Genomic DNA, 14,794 nt, shown 5'->3' on the forward strand with positions numbered 1-14,794 from the left:
CTTGGGCACCTGGAAGCACGGCAAGACCGATGCGCAGGCCACCGGCAAGGCGGCGGATTTCAAGCCCATCGACTATCCCAGGCCGGACGGCAAGCTCAGCTTCGACCGCCTCACCAACGTGGCGTTTTCCTTTACCAACCACGAGGAAAGCCAGCCCTGCCACCTGAAGCTGAAGGATCCTGCGATCCCCATCGCGGTGAACCTGCCGCTTTATGCCGAGCCGGCGCAGCGCTATTGCCCGGCCGGGGTCTACGAGGTGCTGGAGGGCGACGATGGCCCGCGCTTCCAGATCAACTTCCAGAACTGCGTCCATTGCAAGACCTGCGACATCAAGGATCCCTCCCAGAACATCAACTGGACCACACCCCAGGGCGGAGACGGGCCGAATTACCCGAATATGTGATCGCCCCGCCCGACAGCCCCCCGTGCGCGGCTGAGCATCCCGCCTCCGGGATGCCCCGTCAAATGCCAAATACCCTCCTCCTCCCCTCCTAAAGGATGGGCCGCGCGCGGACGAATCCTCCTAGCTTTCATCAGCTAGATGACATTCCGCATGCGTCCATAAGGGCCCCAGCCCGGCACGGCAAAGTCCAGAGGCTTCGCCCCGTGTCCAGCCGCATGCTGCACCGGCAGGTCAGGGAGGAGGACAGGGTTTGTCCAATCCGCAGATTGCCCGGCTCGAGGGGATCTCGGACAAGACGGTCAAATGGCATCTGCGCAATGTCTATCGGTAACCGGTGCAAAGACCCCCCAAAACGCCCTTTTGCCAAGATTATTTTTGACGGGCACCTTATGCGGGCGGCGCGTATCCGGCCCGCCACGAGACCTGATTCGACAGGAAAGGCAGCTTCCGGACACGTGCTGCGGCGCCCTTGGTTGGATTGCCTTTGCCCTCGCCGATGAACGAGGGCCCGAAGATGGACAGGACCCCATCAACGCGCTGCAAGACTTCGCCGCCGGATCGGGCCCTACGAGACGGGGTAGTCGCGCGACACCTTTCCTTTGCAGGAAAACAACGAACCGCCCGGCGCGGCGCGAATATTTTGGTGAAACACGCAGCCATCGCCGCCCACCAGGACATCGACACCGATGTTCGGCAAAGCGACGAACGACATCGTCACCCACACCGGGGCGAAGCACGATCAGCGTCCCGACCAGCCCGATCCCGACAGCGCACCAGCGCGCCGGGCTGACCTGTTCCTTCAGCAGGAACGGTGCAAGTGCAGTAATCAGCAGCGGAGCGACGAAAGTGACGGCTGTCGCATCTGCCAAAGGAAGATAGCGCAAGGCGGCAACGAAAAAGACGGTCGAGACGATCGAAGTCGCACCCCGCAGAATTTGCAATCCGGGTCGGCGGGAATGCAATGTCGAAAGCCCGCCCGCCCACAGCAAGCCAAGAGCTCCGACGAAAAGGCCCGCTTGCCGCGCCCACGCCACCTGCACGGGATGATAGCTGGTCGAGATCTGCTTGGTCATCACATCGCAAAGTGAAAACAGGAAGAACGTCAGCATCACCCAATAGAAGCCGCGCACTTGTTGCTGGGGCCTGCAGGGCGGGCTTGCAGGCCCTTTCATGGGGAAGCTCATCTGGGCCTGCCTTCTGCCAAAGATGGATGCGTAGGTGCAAGCCTCTTGCCAGTCATCGCCAGGCTCATGTGGGAACGGATGCCGGACGCGTCCTTGTTGGGACAGCAAAGCAGTATGGATAAATTACATGCATATGAATACTATTTGCTAGGGTATTAAATAAACGGACCAGCCCCTTGCGCCCAAAGGTTCAATCCAGAAAGCGCCGGCGCAATGCGACAAACGCGGCTTCATCAAGTCCAATGCTTTGCCGCAGATAGGTTTCGGGCGATCCCATGCTGGCGAGGAACGCGTCCAGATAGGCCGTTTCGACGTGAAGTATCGGGCGCAGCGCCGGATTGTCCAACGCCGACAGATGCGGGTGGCGCAGGCGAACGCTTGCGGCGATGTCGTGATAAGCATCGTTGCTGAGCAGATAGTCGTCCTTGATCGCTTTGCGTCCGACGCCAAGCGCACTCAGCAGCAGCGCCACCATGGCTCCGGTGCGATCCTTGCCTACCGCGCAATGGATATAGATCGGACCTTCGCTTGTCAGCAGATCGGCGAAAACAGCCTCGAACGTCGGCAGGAACGTCTTGTGGAATTCGCCATAGATTGCCAGCATTGCGGCGCGGTTGCCTTCGGCCTGGGCGGTACCCTCGCTCACCATGCGAATAGGTGCGGCAACATCAATGTCATGGTGCCGGAGCGGATGCCGCAATTCCAGCCCGCGCAAGGCCGAGGGGCGCTCGGCCTCTTCGCGCCGGTTGCGCAGATCGTAGACCGTCGTCACGCGACGGTTCTCCACGTTTCCGGCTGTTGCGGGATCGGTGACCGCGCCGCCGCGAAAGATCAGTCCCGGCCGGATCGTGCGTCCTTCGTGCCCCCGAAGACCCGAGATTTCGCGGAAGTTCAACAGCATTGCGGCACCCTTTCTGGAAGCTGGATAGACTTATGTGTGGCTGCGGTGTGTGTGGCCGAGGCGTCGTGGCCTGTGTCGCCCCGAGTCCAACCTTTGCGGGACTATGCATCCTGGATGAAACGGCGCACTGCCGAGGTCCGGTTCACGACGTTCAGCTTGCGGAATACATTCTTGAGGTGCCATTTGACCGTGTTCTCGCTAAGGCCAAGCAATCTTGCGATTACCGCATTGCTCATGCCGCTGCTGACCAGTTGCATCAGTTCGTGTTCGCGTTCACTGAGCGCGCCAAGCGCAACGCAACCACGCTCGGGCTGCGGAACCGAAAGACCTTCGTCCAGCCCAAGCAAATCCAGAACCCCGCCGACGAAGGCCCTTTCTCCGCGCGTCGGAAAGCAGCTTTCCAGCCGCTGTCCCAAACTGCCGACAAGCGCCGCAATGACAGCACGGTGATTCTGGAACGGCTGGAGGATGCCGCACCGCTCGGCCTGCCGAAGCGCGGCCAGAAGATGGCGCAAAGCCCCCGGTTGCCGGCCGGTCTGGAAACTGATCGACATGAGCGTCAGCTCTAGCCGGACGCATCGCAGCATCCGGCCCTCGTGCTTTGCCCGGCGCAGTTCCCGTTCGGCCAGTTTCAGCGATCCTGCATGGTCGCCCCGGCCGTGCAGCACCTCGATCGAGATCATGACGAGCAGATCGCGGAAGCGGGCGGGCTGTTCGTCGCGATGGTTGCGCAGAACTGCCTTGCGCACGTCAAGGTCGATTTCTCGGGCCACCGCTTCCGCATCCTGCACCCGCCCGAGTTGGACCAGCCTCCGGGCCACCAGGCATCGGAAGGTCAGCGCCAGGCGCGGAGCATGGGTGCCGATCAGCGTTTCAAGTCGCTGGAACGACAAGGCCGTTTCGTCGCCGTTCCAATAGGCGATTGCCGTTTCCACGGCATAGGCACTGGATCCGACAGTACCGTGACGGTCCATGCTGCGCAGGCCGCGCTCCAGCCAGGCGCGCGCGACCAGATGGTCCCCCTGCTCGAAGGCGCATTTCGAGCCGATCGAACAGATCGTGTCGCAAATCTCGGCTTCGGGTCCCATGCTTTGTTCGGCTGCGACCAACGTGGCATCGATGATCTGGCGCGCCTTGGACAAGTTGCCTTCATAAATGGAGACAGTGCCGCGGATCAGCTCGCACCAAGCCGTCAGATAGGGAGAGCCGGCTTCGCGGATCATTGGCGCAGCCTTGCGCAGGCATTCGCGGGCCTCGGCAAACCGATAGGACATCAAGTGGTGGACGGCCAGAATCGACAGCACCCAACCGCGGTCAAAGGGATCCTTCGCCGTAGGGGCATCGAGCCACGCCTGGGCATGGCGCCCCGCCGCCGGGATGTCGTCGGCCAAAAAGGCGAAGGCGACCAACAGATGCGCCAGCCGATGCGAGAAATCGGCATGGCCGGGGTCTGTCGCGTCCAGCAAGTCCGCCAGCCGCCGCCGCTGCGTGTCCGCCGAGGCGTGGCGCAGTTGGAACGACAGCGCAAAGGCATACCAGTATCGGGCTTCGACCCCCAGCGATATGCCTTGCGCCAGCAGGTCATCCACGATCTGCATGTAGGCTTGCAGGCGGCCCTGATCCTGGACCAACCGCGGTGCCGCCTGCTCCAGAACGGTACTGATGAAGCCATGGTCCCGCGACTGGATAGCCGAATCGATGGCGGTCTGCCAAGCGCCTTGCCGCATTGACCATTGGGCCATGCGGCGGTGGCATTCCTGGCGCCGTGCGGCGGGTATCCGCTGCTCGGCCTCGGACCGCAGCCGGGCCAGGAACAGAGTGTGAAACCGATAGGTTTGCTCATGCGCCGAGACGGGGATGATGAACATTCCCGCGTCCAGCAGCATGGACAGGTGCCGAGGGGCATCGGCGATGCCCGCGACCTCGGCCATCTGCGCGGCGCTGAAATGGGGAAACAGCGAGGCATGGTGCAGAAAGTCTTGCGTCTCGACCGGGATCGCCCCAAGCACATGATGATCGAACCAGGACCGCAGATCCGGGGCGTCACCCGAAAGCCAGTTGGCCAGGGTGGCGCCGTCCGGCGCGTGGTCAAGCAGCAGCCGGCCCAGCCGCAGCCCGGCAGCCCAGCCTTCGGTCCTGGCGATCAGCGTATTCAGCGTCGTGTCTTCGACCGGGTGCAGCCCTTCCTCCAGGATCTGGCGTGCCTCGCCCTCGGTCAGCGCCAGGTCGGCCGTGCCATGCAGCCAAAGGCGGTTGTTCAGCCGCGCGGCCGTCAGGTCGCTGCCGGTCGGACGGTTCGCAGTGACCAGCAGATGCACGCCCGCGGGTGCAGTCTGGACCAGTTCCGCGAGGAAATCCGGCAAATCGCCGGACTCCGGATTGCCGGCGCAATAATCGGCGTTGTCGATGCAGATCAGGAACGGGCGGGGCAACCGTTCCAGCAGATAGGCCAGATGCGAGGGACAGGACTGCTCGATCCCGGCACCAGCCGGGGTCGGAGAACCCCTTGCGTCGGCGACGACGCGATCAAGACGCGCGATCAGATGTGTGAAAAGCGCCCAGGAGCCGGTATTCGCCCGGTTGAGTCCCAGCCATAGCCCCGGGCGCTTCAGCTCCTCGACCCAATGATGATAGACCTGACTTGCGGCAACCGTCTTCCCCCAGCCATTGGGGGCAACGATCAGGTCGATCATCGCAGCCTTGGCGTCGGCCGTGACCAGTCGCTGCAGGATCGCCGAGACCAGGCATGTCCTGACCGGTCGGAAATGAAACATCAGCGGCGCTGCCGAGAACCGGCCGTCCTGGGATTCATGCCGGGGCAGCACAGGCTCTGCACCGGTCATGGCCATCATGGATTCGGCTTTCATCCGCGCCTCCCCTCGCGTTCCAGCGATAAACGTATGCTAGCGAATTATGTGCCTGTGGGGAAGCCCTTACGGGTTTTGGGTCGCGTACGTCGGATCGTGCTGCAGAAGGGGGCGCAGCTGCGCGGGATCGGCCTGCATCTGGTCGAAGCCCAGCGGTTGGAACCAGAGCCGTTCCCGCGTGATCCGGGTCCTGCTTCTTGCCAGAACCGCGTGGCGGATCGCGCGGGCTTTCCCTGTCCGCCCAAGTTCGCGCAACGCCTTGGTCGTAGCCGTACCCAGTTGGTCACGACAGTCGCGGATGTCGCTGGTGGCCCGCTCCGGATCGGCCAGCGCCTGGCGTGCGGCCTCGGCCAGCACCGCCAGGCACCCAGCCGCGGAAGCCTCGGGCGCCAGCTCCAGCAGGATCGCGGCGATTCCGGCCTGATAGCGCAGTTCCGCCCGTTCGCGGCCATGCAGCAGATCGATCCGGTCGCGCAGGAAGTCCACATAGCGGACGACCAGCCCAAGCTGGTCCTGCGCCAGCGGATCGGCCGGATCAACAGCGGGCAGGACGGCATCGCGGAGGGATTTCGATATGCCCCGGAGGGCGGTGTCGATGCGGTCCATCAGGCGGCCCTTTCCAGCAGTTCACGCAATTCGTCCATGACCATCGCGCCCACGGCCTGCACATGAACCAACACAATATCCTGATGCGTCTTGCCCAGCCGCACCACCCGCCCGGCGCTGGCGCTGACCGAAGCATAGACCTGGGCCGCATTCAGGATGCGGTAATAGTCTAGCCTGCGCCGATCGACCTCCAGCCCGGACGCGTGGGAATAACGGTCCACGAATTCATCGAAGGGCACCAGCCCGCAGACGAGGAAGCTGCCATCCCGGCCCGAGAAATTGCCCACGCTCAATTGTGTGGTCCAAGCCAGGTCGCGGTGGCGGTCGCCGATGAAGCACCGCTCCCAATCCAGCCAAGCGGTGATCCGGGCGGCATTCTCGTCGAACAGGAAATTGCCCGATCTGTAATCGCCGTGATTGATGCTGCAATGATCCAGCGCCGGGGCGTTCTCGCGCAGCCAGGACAGTGCGACCTCGATCACCGGGGAATCCTCGAAACGGTCCTCGTCCCAGATGCGCGCGGCGCGGTTCAGTTGCAGCAACGCGCTTTCCGCCGTGCCCAGCGGCGGCAGGGTAAAGCTGGCCAGCCGCGCCGGAACGACCGTAATGCTGTGCAGCCGCGCCAGATGGGCGATGAACTGTTCCGCCAGCGGTGCCCGCAGAGCGGGCGGGAAATAGGTGCCGATTCCACTGACCTTCAGCTCATTGCCGCGGCTGGGCTTGGCGACACCCTCGGCAAAGGCATAGACCAGCGCCGGTTCGGGGAACCAACGTCCGTCAGGGTCGACCCAGAATACCTCAGGCACTGGCAGGTGACCGCGCACATGGGCCAGCACGTCGAATTCGCGCTGGCGGCTGGTCGCGTTGCTGCCCTCGCTGGGGTCCATGCGGATCACCATGCGCTCATCACGCGGGCCGCTTTCATCCTGCCAGGACAGATCGAACGCCAACTGGATCTTTGAGACGCCACCCGTCATCCATCGGTGGTTACGGATATGGAACTCGCGCACGCCCTTGTCGTGCAGCATCGCGCCCAGACAGGCATCGATCATCCCGATCGTCACGCGCTGATAGGCTGGCCCAGCACGGCGTTCCATCTTGCGGGTCAAGGCGCGGTCGATCTCCTCCTCAACGGGATAGAGATCGCGCATGCGCCGGATGAACCCGGACGAAGGGTTGTCCCGTTCGGCCGGATCGGTTCCGGGCATCCAGGCTGTATCGGCCAGGCCGACCGCATCCGATGACAGGTGGCCGTGCAGTCGCGTTGCGGTCATTGCTTCTCCTCCGTTGCGCAGCTGTCGTCAGCGGCGACCATGAATTCCTTGGGGTCAAGCGTGCGGGTGATGTCGTATTTCACCCGGCCCGGATGCTGGGGGTCGTCGGCGATGTCGGCATAGAAGATCGGGCGCAGGATCTGGTGGTCTTCGGCGCGGAACGACAGCGGGCCCAAGGGCGTATCCAGTTCAAGCCCGGCCAGTGCTGCGCGCAGGTCCTCGGTCCGGCCAGAGCCCGCCTTGCGCAAGCCGTCGGCGAAGGCGTGCATGACGATATAGTGGTCGAAGGCCACATCGTCCGGGTCGCTCCCAAACCGCTCGCGGAAGCGTTGGGCAAAGGTGGCGTTGGTCGCGATGTTGACATTGGGCGCATAGCTGACCGGCTGCGTCACCGCGGTTGCCGTCTTGCCCATCGCCTGCAATACGCCCGGCAGCGCATAGTTTGACCCCAGCAGGGCGCTGAACTTCTGATCGACGCCGAATTGCGACTGCTGCTTGGAAAAAACCACGGCGTCGGTGCCATAAACGCTGACGAACAGCCCCTTGGAGGGCGAGTTCAGCAGCTGGATGATTTGCGCGCCGAAGTCGGTGGTGCCCATCGTAGCGAAAAGCGTCTGGTGCACGGTTCCGCCCTGGCCCTCGATCATCTTGCGGAAGTTGGCGGCGGATTCATGCCCCGCGGTATAGTCCGCCGCCAGGATGTCCCAGTCGGTGATGCCGCTTTCCTTGACGAAGGCCTCATAGCTCTTGATCAGACTGGGGTCATCGACGCGGAAGCGGAAGAAGTTCGGGCGGCATTCCATCACCGCAGTCGAGAAGGGGTCCAGCACCACCACCCCGAGCGCATCCGAACGCGCGAGAAGCTGCCGCGCAATCGAGGAATTCAGCATTCCCGTCAGCCCGTTCACGTGGTCCCGCTGGACCAGCCGTGACGCCGCCTGCATCGCGGCCTCGGGCGTGCCTGAATGGGTGGCGATCACCACCTTGACCGTATTGCCGTCGATGCCGCCTTCGGCGTTGATCTCCTCCTCTGCCAGCAGCAGCGCGTTGCGGCCGCTTTCATAGAAGGACGCCAGCGGGCCGGTATCGATCATCAGCGCGCCCATCCGGAACTCTTCGGCCCAAGCCGGGCCGGTCAGCATCCATGCCGCTGCAAGGGCCAGCAATCCCTGTTTCATCTCTTCCTCCCTTTTTCATGGTATCGGTTGCCCTGGCGGCGAGGCTTTCCTCAGGCCATGACCTTGGGGCACAGTGCATCGTGGAACCGCGCCTGCCGCTCCAGCAGCCAGGGCAGGCTGTAATTGGCCATGATGATCCCGTAGCCGGGACGGCCGGCGCGGTAAAAGTTCATCAGCCCCAAGTAGGAAATCGCGCTGGAATAGGGGATCCAGGGCGCACCGACGTTCAGCGATGCGCTCAGTTCATGCGTCTTGCCACGGATGTCTTTCACTTCCATTTGCAGGCCGCAGGCGACCAGCCCCAGGTGCTGGACATCCATCCGCAGGTGGTCGGTCAGGCCCAGGACCTCGCCATTCTCGCAGACATAGCCATGTGTCAGGCTGAAACGCTGGGCGCGGGGGGCGTCGGGCTTCCACGGACAAATCATGTGATAGAACAGGTTCTCGTCGAAAGTCGCCGAAACGATATACATGTTCTTGATCGTGGTGGGATTGCGCGGACCCCAGGAATGATCCATGCGTTCGATGCAATCGACCGTGAAGCTGCGGCCGCGGACCTTCAGCGTGCCGGTGATCCGGCCGGTCATGTCGAAATGGCCCGCACGGTGCTTCTCGCCGACATTGATGTCGGCATGCATGTCCTCGACCTTGCGTGCCTGCGGGCTGTGGTTGGGATCGTGGGTGTCGAAGGGATCCATCAGGCCCTGGAACTCGATGTGGAACTCGGTCCCGTCGGGCGCCTGGTAATCCAGCCGGATATCGCGCGGGGCGTTGTGGAAATGGACCGAAAGCCCGATCTCTGAGCTGAAACGCCGCAGGCTGGCGGGGGCGGGCATGTGCTGGTGGTCGCAGTAGTGCAGCAGGTCCATGCGGTTGTCGGACAGCGCCCCATTGATCATCACCTGATTGGCCATGACCCCCAGTCCGGGGCGGATGCAGACATAGACCAGTGCGGAAATCCCCTCTTCGGGAATCACGAAGGGCAGGACCATGGTCTCGACCCAGTTGTGATCGGCATCGGGCGGCGCCTGGAAGTCGATCATGTCTGCGGTGATCATCGAAGTCTCCTTGTCTTGCTGTTGTCGATCCGTGGCAGGGCGCAATTGCACCAGTGCCGGAACAGCCCGGACTTTCCGAAACGCGGACCGCCGTTCCAACCACACCTAAGGGTGGCGGCAAAGGCGGGATGCGGGGATTATCCAGATCGGGACAAGGGCCATTTCCGCAGACGGTCCGCAGGCTGCTGGTGCGCCGGTTCGAGACAGGGAAGCCAAGTCGGATGCGGGATGTTGACTGCTAGCATATAGTTTGCTAGCGTTTTAAAGTCCTGACTGTGCCGGTCGCCGATACGCCACAGCGGGGACCGGAAGGGCCCTTAGTCCACGGGTCTGCCGGGACTTCTTCGCTTTGGGAGGGGCGGGAATGATACCCACATTGATACTGAACGCGCTGGCCGTGTCGTCGCTGTATATCATGATGGCAAGCGGTCTGGCGTTGATCTTCGGTTTGCGGAGGGTAATGAACTTCGGCCATGGCGCCATCTACATGGTCGGCGCCTATCTTGGCTACACCATTGCCTCGGGGATGAACTTCTGGGCTGCGCTGATCCTCGTGCCGCTGATCATGTCGGTCTTTGGCGTGCTGCTGGAGCTTCTGGTGCTGCGGCCGCTGGAAAAGCGCCAGCAGATCGAGGTGGCGCTGATCACCTTCGGCATCGGCATCGTCATCGCGCAGATCGTGATTCGCATCTATGGCGGCACGCCGCTTTCGGTGTCGGCGCCGCCGCTTCTGGCGTCCTCGATCAAGATCTTCGGCGCCGACTATCCGGTCTATCGGCTGTTCATCACCGTGATCGGCCTTTGCTCGGTCATCGCGCTGGCGGTCTGGCTGAACACGACCCGGACGGGTATGTTCGTCCGCGCTGTCAGCCATGCGCCCGACGTGTCCTCTATGATGGGAATCAATGCCAACCGGCTGAGCCTGCTGATCTCGACTCTCTCGACCGCTTTCGCGGGACTGGCCGGGGTGCTGGTTGGACCCTATCTCTCGATCGACCCCGGCATGGATGTCGCGATGATCATCACCTGCATGATCGTGGTGGTGATCGGCGGCACCGGCTCGATCTGGGGGGCGATCCTTGCCGCGCTGATCTTCGGTTTCGTGCAGACCTTCGGCACCGTCTACCTGCACGAGATTTCCGTTCTCATCCCCTATCTGATGCTGATCGCCATTCTGGTTTGGCGTCCGCAGGGACTCAACTTCGGAGGAAGCGCCGAATGAGCAGCGCCACCCTGACCCTTCGCGCCGCTTCGCGGGCGCGCCTGCCCATCCTCGGCGGACTTGCGCTGCTCATATTCCTCGCCGGCTTCCTGCTGCCGGGCTATCTTGAGGGGGGCTACCTGCAGTCGATGCTGAACAATGGCTTTATTACCGGCATCCTTGCGCTTTGCGTGGCCTTCGTCATGCATCAATGCGGGCTGGTGCTGTTCGGGATCGCCACCTACTACGGGCTCGGGGCCTATGCCTGCGCCATTTTGGTGAATAGCTTCGGGTTCTCGGCGATGGCGGCGGCCGTGCTGGCGCTGCTTCTTACGCTTGTCGCGGCCTTTCTCATCGGGGCGATCGTTATCCGCGTGAAGCCACTTGCCTTCATGATGATCTGCCTGTCGCTGGCTGAGCTGATGCGCCATCTTGTCGCGCTTCCAAGCCTGCGCAGGACGACCGGCGGCAGCGACGGCCTGCTGTTCATGCCCGAGGGGCGGGTGTTCGGCATCGACGCGATGGACCTGCTGGATGCTTCGCGCGTCTGGCCGCTGATTTGGTCTGCGACCTGGGTGATCGCCGGAATCTTCCTGGTCGTGGCGCTGTCGCATTTCGGGGTCCGCCTGCGCGCGATCAAGGAAAACGAGGAGCGCATGCGCTTTTCCGGCTTCAATACCTATTGGCCGCGCGTCTGTGCCTTTGCCGGGGTGGGGCTGGCTGCCGGCGTCGCGGGGGTAATTCAGGCGCTGGCGAGCGGTTTCGCCTCGCCCGAGATGTTCAGCATCATCACCTCGACCAATGCCTTGCTGGCCGCGATCACTGGCGGGGTATCCTCGGTCGTCGGGCCGGTCCTGGGCGGGGTGATCTATACCTGGGCAATCAGCGAATTCGGCGCGATGGGCTATTCCCAGCTGTTCACCGGCATCGCCGTGATCCTTGTCATCCTGTTCATCCCGCGCGGCGTCCTGCATCCGTTGCGGCTGCTGCTGCGGCAAGGAGGCCGGGCATGATCCGTGTCGAGAATCTGACCGTCGCCTACGGCGCGTTCAAGGCGCTGACCGACATATCTGTCGATCTGGGCCAGCGCGGGCAGGTCCATTCCATCATCGGGCCGAACGGCGCCGGGAAATCGACCTTCATGGACGCCATCGTCGGCAAGCGCCGACCCAGTGCCGGGCGCATCTTCTACAAGGACCGCGACATCAGTCGCGAAACCATCCAGTGGCGTCGCAAGAATGGCATGGCGCGGTCTTTTCAGAAGACCTCGATCTTTCCGGGGCTGACGATCTTCGAGCAGCTTGACCTTGTGGCCAGCCATCTGAACGAACCGGATCTTGATGCGATCATCGACACGATGGACCTGCGCGAGGTGCTGAACGTCGAAGCCACCCGCGCCGCCTATGGCGTCCAGCGCCGCGTCGATGTGGCCCTGGGCCTGATCGGCATGCCCGACATCCTGCTGCTGGACGAGCCGGGCGCCGGGCTTTCCGCCGAAGAGACGGCCCACCTGTTCCGGCACCTGCGCAAGCTCGCCTCCGAACGCAACATTGCCGCCGTCGTCGTTGAGCATGATGTGGAGGCAGTCTTCGCCTTGTCGGATGTGGTGACCGTCCTTGATCTTGGCCGCCATCTTGCGACCGGCACCCCAGCCGAGATCCGCGCGAATCCGCAGGTTGTGGCCGCTTATCTGGGAACCGCAGCATGAGCTTTCTGGAAATTTCGGGCCTTTCTTCAGGCTATGGCAAGGCGACGATCCTGCGCAACCTGTCGCTTTCGGTGGATCGCGGGGAAGCCGTCGGCATCCTGGGACGCAACGGCGCCGGGAAATCGACGCTGCTTCTGTCGATCTTTGGCCAGACCCGCATCTTCGGCGGCGAGATCCATGTCGCCGGTACCCGCATCGACCGGCTGCCCGCCTATCGCGCTGCGCATCTCGGCGTGTCGTTCTCGCCCCAGGGGCGGATGATCCTGCCGAACCTGACAGTGCAGGAAAACCTGTGCATGAGCCTGGCGACGGGTCGCAAGGGCGACTGGAACCTCGAGGCGGTCTTCGACCTGTTCCCGATCCTGCGCGAGCGCGCCCGCCAGCCGGGCGTGGCGCTGTCGGGCGGGCAGCTTCAGATGCTGGCCATCGGCCGGGCGCTGATGGCCAATCCCGAGGTGCTGGTCCTGGACGAGCCGACCGAGGGGCTGGCGCCCGTCCTGGTTGATGTCCTGACCGAGGCGCTGCTGAAGGTGCGCGCCAGCGGCACCGGCATCCTGGTGGTCGAGCAGCACCATGCGCTGATCCGGGCGGTCACCGACCGCTTCGTGGTGATGGCGAAGGGGCAGGTCAGGGGCGGGGGGGACAGCGCCAACATGGCGGCCGAGGAATACGCCCATCTGTTCGAACTGTAGGTGTTCAGGCCCCGTCGGGGCTTGATCGAAATTGGGTCCGTGGAAGAAAGCCCCGCGGGCAGGAGGAAAGCGATGTCACATCTCTTGGGTCTGAGCATGGACCTGCCGCTGTTGATCTCGGCGATCAACGACCATGGCGCCGAGGCGCATGGGCGGACGGAAATCGTCTCCTACGATCTGGCAGGCCGCCGCCACTGCTACAGTTTTCTGGACATGAACCGGCGCAGCAAGCAGCTGGCCAATGCCCTGACGGCGCGGGGCATGACCCTTGGCAAGCGGGTGGCCACCCTGGCCTGGAACACGCACCGGCACATGGAGATATTCTATGGCGCGACCGGGATGGGCTGCCCCATCCACACCGTCAACCCGCGCCTGACCTCGGAGCATCTGGAATATGTCATCAACGAAGGGGCGGCCGAGGTTCTTTTCCTTGACGCAGACCTTGTCCCGCGCGTGATCGAGCTTGCCGGGAAATTGCCGCATCTGCGCCATTTCGTGGTCCTTGAGCCGCGCGAGAACCTGCCCGACGGCGGGCCGCTGACCCTTGAATCCTACGAGGACTGGCTGGCGGCGGAATCGCAAGAGTTCCAATGGCCGGAATTCGATGAGCGCTCCGCCTCGACCATCTGCTTTACCTCGGGAACGACCGGGCTGCCCAAGGGTGTCGTCTATTCGCATCGCGCGACGGTGTTGCAGACGATGACCTTCACCTCGATGGGGTGGCTGCCGCCCACGCGCCGCGGCCGGCCAGTCCTGCTGGCGGTCGCGCCGATGTTTCATTCCAACGCCTGGAACTTTCCCTTTGGCGCGCTTTACGCGGGGGTTCCGCTGGTGCTGCCGGGACGCAACCTGTCGCCCGAAAACCTTCAGAGGGTCATCGCGCAAGAGGGCGTGACCTGCGCGGCCATGGTGCCCTCGATCCTGACCAATATCATCGAGCATGTCCGGGCGAACGGGCTGGATCTGGGCAGGCTGGAATCGGTCGTGACCTCGGGCGCCGGCGCGGCGCCGCGGCTGATCGCCTGGCTGCACGACAACGGCATCGCCACCACCCACACCTGGGGCATGACCGAATGCATGTTCGGCACCTCGGGCGCGCTGCTGAGCCATCATGCGGACCTGCCGCTGGAAGAGCGCATGCCCTATCTGCTGAAGGATGGCCGCCAGACCGCGCTCACCCGCATCCGGATCGTCGATGACGAGGGCAATGTCCTGCCGCGCGACGGCAAGGCGCGGGGCCATCTGCGCGTCAAGGGCCAGTGGGCGGCCAAGGGGTATCTGAACCAGGCCGAGAACTGCACGCTGGACGGCGACGGCTGGCTGATCACCGGCGACATAGCGACGATCGACCCCGACGGCTATCTGAAGATCGTGGACCGCGACAAGGATCTCATCAAGTCCGGGGGCGAGTGGATCAGCTCTTCCGATCTTGAAAAGATCGCGGCCAGCCATCCCGATGTGGTCCAGGCCGCCGCCATCGCGGCCAGCCATCCCAAATGGCAGGAGCGGCCGTTGCTGATCGTGCAATTGCGCGACGGCGCAGTGCTGGACGCGCGCGCGATCCTGGACCTGATCAGCAGCCAGGTGGCGAAATGGTGGGTGCCCGACGACGTGGTGCAGATCGCCGAGTTCCCGCTGAGCGCGACGGGCAAGGTCCGCAAGATGGACCTGCGCCAGACCTATGCGGATTATTACAACCAGCGCGCCGGCGCCTGACCTGCC

At 63.5% G+C, this 14,794-nt stretch carries 14 protein-coding genes; 7 read left to right on the forward strand and 7 right to left on the reverse strand.

From position 1 onward, the window contains the following. Window positions 1-403 (forward strand): 4Fe-4S dicluster domain-containing protein (locus FE811_RS10165; protein ID WP_181180845.1); only part of this gene is annotated, 403 nt, incomplete at its 5' end. 250 nt (window positions 404-653) lie between these two features. Continuing rightward, the gene (locus FE811_RS28705) at window positions 654-734 is read left to right on the forward strand and encodes a LuxR C-terminal-related transcriptional regulator (protein ID WP_140847509.1); all 81 of its coding nucleotides are present in this window, start codon (window positions 654-656) and stop codon (window positions 732-734) included. Here FE811_RS28705 and FE811_RS10175 read toward each other — a convergent pair. The 7 genes from FE811_RS10175 to FE811_RS10205 all read right to left on the reverse strand — a co-directional run bounded on the left by FE811_RS10175 (window position 703) and on the right by FE811_RS10205 (window position 9,471). Next, on the reverse strand, window positions 703-1,587 hold the full coding sequence (locus FE811_RS10175; RefSeq protein WP_140847401.1) for a DMT family transporter: 885 nt from the start codon (window positions 1,585-1,587) through the stop codon (window positions 703-705). The two genes, FE811_RS28705 and FE811_RS10175, sit on opposite strands and share 32 nt — an antisense overlap. 190 nt (window positions 1,588-1,777) lie before the next feature. Continuing rightward, window positions 1,778-2,488 carry a tyrosine-protein phosphatase gene (locus FE811_RS10180; RefSeq protein ID WP_140847405.1) on the reverse strand — a complete coding sequence of 237 codons (711 nt, stop codon included), beginning with the start codon at window positions 2,486-2,488 and terminating at the stop codon, window positions 1,778-1,780. 101 nt (window positions 2,489-2,589) lie between these two features. Continuing rightward, complete coding sequence (locus FE811_RS10185) at window positions 2,590-5,355, reverse strand: LuxR C-terminal-related transcriptional regulator (RefSeq protein ID WP_140847408.1); 2,766 nt, start codon at window positions 5,353-5,355, stop codon at window positions 2,590-2,592. A 66-nt stretch (window positions 5,356-5,421) separates the two neighbouring features. Continuing rightward, window positions 5,422-5,961 (reverse strand): hypothetical protein, encoded by a 540-nt coding sequence (locus tag FE811_RS10190; RefSeq protein ID WP_140847410.1) that lies wholly within the window; start codon window positions 5,959-5,961, stop codon window positions 5,422-5,424. Then, window positions 5,961-7,235 carry a phosphotransferase family protein gene (locus FE811_RS10195; RefSeq protein ID WP_219848876.1) on the reverse strand — a complete coding sequence of 425 codons (1,275 nt, stop codon included), beginning with the start codon at window positions 7,233-7,235 and terminating at the stop codon, window positions 5,961-5,963. The genes FE811_RS10190 and FE811_RS10195 overlap by 1 nt, the downstream gene beginning before the upstream one ends. Next, window positions 7,232-8,413 carry an ABC transporter substrate-binding protein gene (locus FE811_RS10200; RefSeq protein ID WP_140847413.1) on the reverse strand — a complete coding sequence of 394 codons (1,182 nt, stop codon included), beginning with the start codon at window positions 8,411-8,413 and terminating at the stop codon, window positions 7,232-7,234. The genes FE811_RS10195 and FE811_RS10200 overlap by 4 nt, the downstream gene beginning before the upstream one ends. A gap of 50 nt (window positions 8,414-8,463) precedes the next feature. After that, window positions 8,464-9,471: a hypothetical protein gene (locus FE811_RS10205; protein ID WP_140847416.1), complete on the reverse strand. Its 1,008-nt coding sequence runs from the start codon at window positions 9,469-9,471 to the stop codon at window positions 8,464-8,466. 364 nt (window positions 9,472-9,835) lie between these two features. Between FE811_RS10205 and FE811_RS10210 the strand changes: the two genes are divergently transcribed. From FE811_RS10210 to FE811_RS10230, 5 genes are all read left to right on the forward strand, one after another. Beyond that, a complete protein-coding gene (locus FE811_RS10210; RefSeq protein ID WP_140847419.1) occupies window positions 9,836-10,693 on the forward strand; it encodes a branched-chain amino acid ABC transporter permease in 858 nt (285 codons plus the stop codon). Next, entirely contained in the window at window positions 10,690-11,685 is a 996-nt protein-coding gene (locus tag FE811_RS10215) for a branched-chain amino acid ABC transporter permease (RefSeq protein WP_140847421.1), read from the forward strand. The genes FE811_RS10210 and FE811_RS10215 overlap by 4 nt, the downstream gene beginning before the upstream one ends. Beyond that, window positions 11,682-12,380 (forward strand): ABC transporter ATP-binding protein, encoded by a 699-nt coding sequence (locus FE811_RS10220; RefSeq protein ID WP_140847424.1) that lies wholly within the window; start codon window positions 11,682-11,684, stop codon window positions 12,378-12,380. Before FE811_RS10215 ends, FE811_RS10220 begins: the two co-directional genes overlap by 4 nt. Beyond that, window positions 12,377-13,072: an ABC transporter ATP-binding protein gene (locus tag FE811_RS10225; RefSeq protein ID WP_140847427.1), complete on the forward strand. Its 696-nt coding sequence runs from the start codon at window positions 12,377-12,379 to the stop codon at window positions 13,070-13,072. The genes FE811_RS10220 and FE811_RS10225 overlap by 4 nt, the downstream gene beginning before the upstream one ends. Window positions 13,073-13,144: 72 nt before the next feature. Beyond that, the gene (locus FE811_RS10230; protein ID WP_140847430.1) at window positions 13,145-14,788 is read left to right on the forward strand and encodes an AMP-binding protein; all 1,644 of its coding nucleotides are present in this window, start codon (window positions 13,145-13,147) and stop codon (window positions 14,786-14,788) included. Window positions 14,789-14,794 lie beyond the last annotated feature (6 nt).

It is taken from the genome of Paracoccus sp. FO-3, assembly GCF_006386455.1.
Taxonomy (GTDB): domain Bacteria; phylum Pseudomonadota; class Alphaproteobacteria; order Rhodobacterales; family Rhodobacteraceae; genus Paracoccus; species Paracoccus versutus.

Excerpts from the sequence above, each read along its gene's own strand:
- FE811_RS10175 (WP_140847401.1), bottom strand. The coding sequence starts at position 1,587 with ATGAGCTTCCCCATGAAAGGGCCTGCAAGCCCGCCCTGCAGGCCCCAG.
- FE811_RS10180 (WP_140847405.1), bottom strand. The coding sequence starts at position 2,488 with ATGCTGTTGAACTTCCGCGAAATCTCGGGTCTTCGGGGGCACGAAGGA.
- FE811_RS10185 (WP_140847408.1), bottom strand. The coding sequence starts at position 5,355 with ATGAAAGCCGAATCCATGATGGCCATGACCGGTGCAGAGCCTGTGCTG.
- FE811_RS10190 (WP_140847410.1), bottom strand. The coding sequence starts at position 5,961 with ATGGACCGCATCGACACCGCCCTCCGGGGCATATCGAAATCCCTCCGC.
- FE811_RS10195 (WP_219848876.1), bottom strand. The coding sequence starts at position 7,235 with ATGACCGCAACGCGACTGCACGGCCACCTGTCATCGGATGCGGTCGGC.
- FE811_RS10200 (WP_140847413.1), bottom strand. The coding sequence starts at position 8,413 with ATGAAACAGGGATTGCTGGCCCTTGCAGCGGCATGGATGCTGACCGGC.
- FE811_RS10205 (WP_140847416.1), bottom strand. The coding sequence starts at position 9,471 with ATGATCACCGCAGACATGATCGACTTCCAGGCGCCGCCCGATGCCGAT.
- FE811_RS10210 (WP_140847419.1), top strand. The coding sequence starts at position 9,836 with ATGATACCCACATTGATACTGAACGCGCTGGCCGTGTCGTCGCTGTAT.
- FE811_RS10215 (WP_140847421.1), top strand. The coding sequence starts at position 10,690 with ATGAGCAGCGCCACCCTGACCCTTCGCGCCGCTTCGCGGGCGCGCCTG.
- FE811_RS10220 (WP_140847424.1), top strand. The coding sequence starts at position 11,682 with ATGATCCGTGTCGAGAATCTGACCGTCGCCTACGGCGCGTTCAAGGCG.
- FE811_RS10225 (WP_140847427.1), top strand. The coding sequence starts at position 12,377 with ATGAGCTTTCTGGAAATTTCGGGCCTTTCTTCAGGCTATGGCAAGGCG.
- FE811_RS10230 (WP_140847430.1), top strand. The coding sequence starts at position 13,145 with ATGTCACATCTCTTGGGTCTGAGCATGGACCTGCCGCTGTTGATCTCG.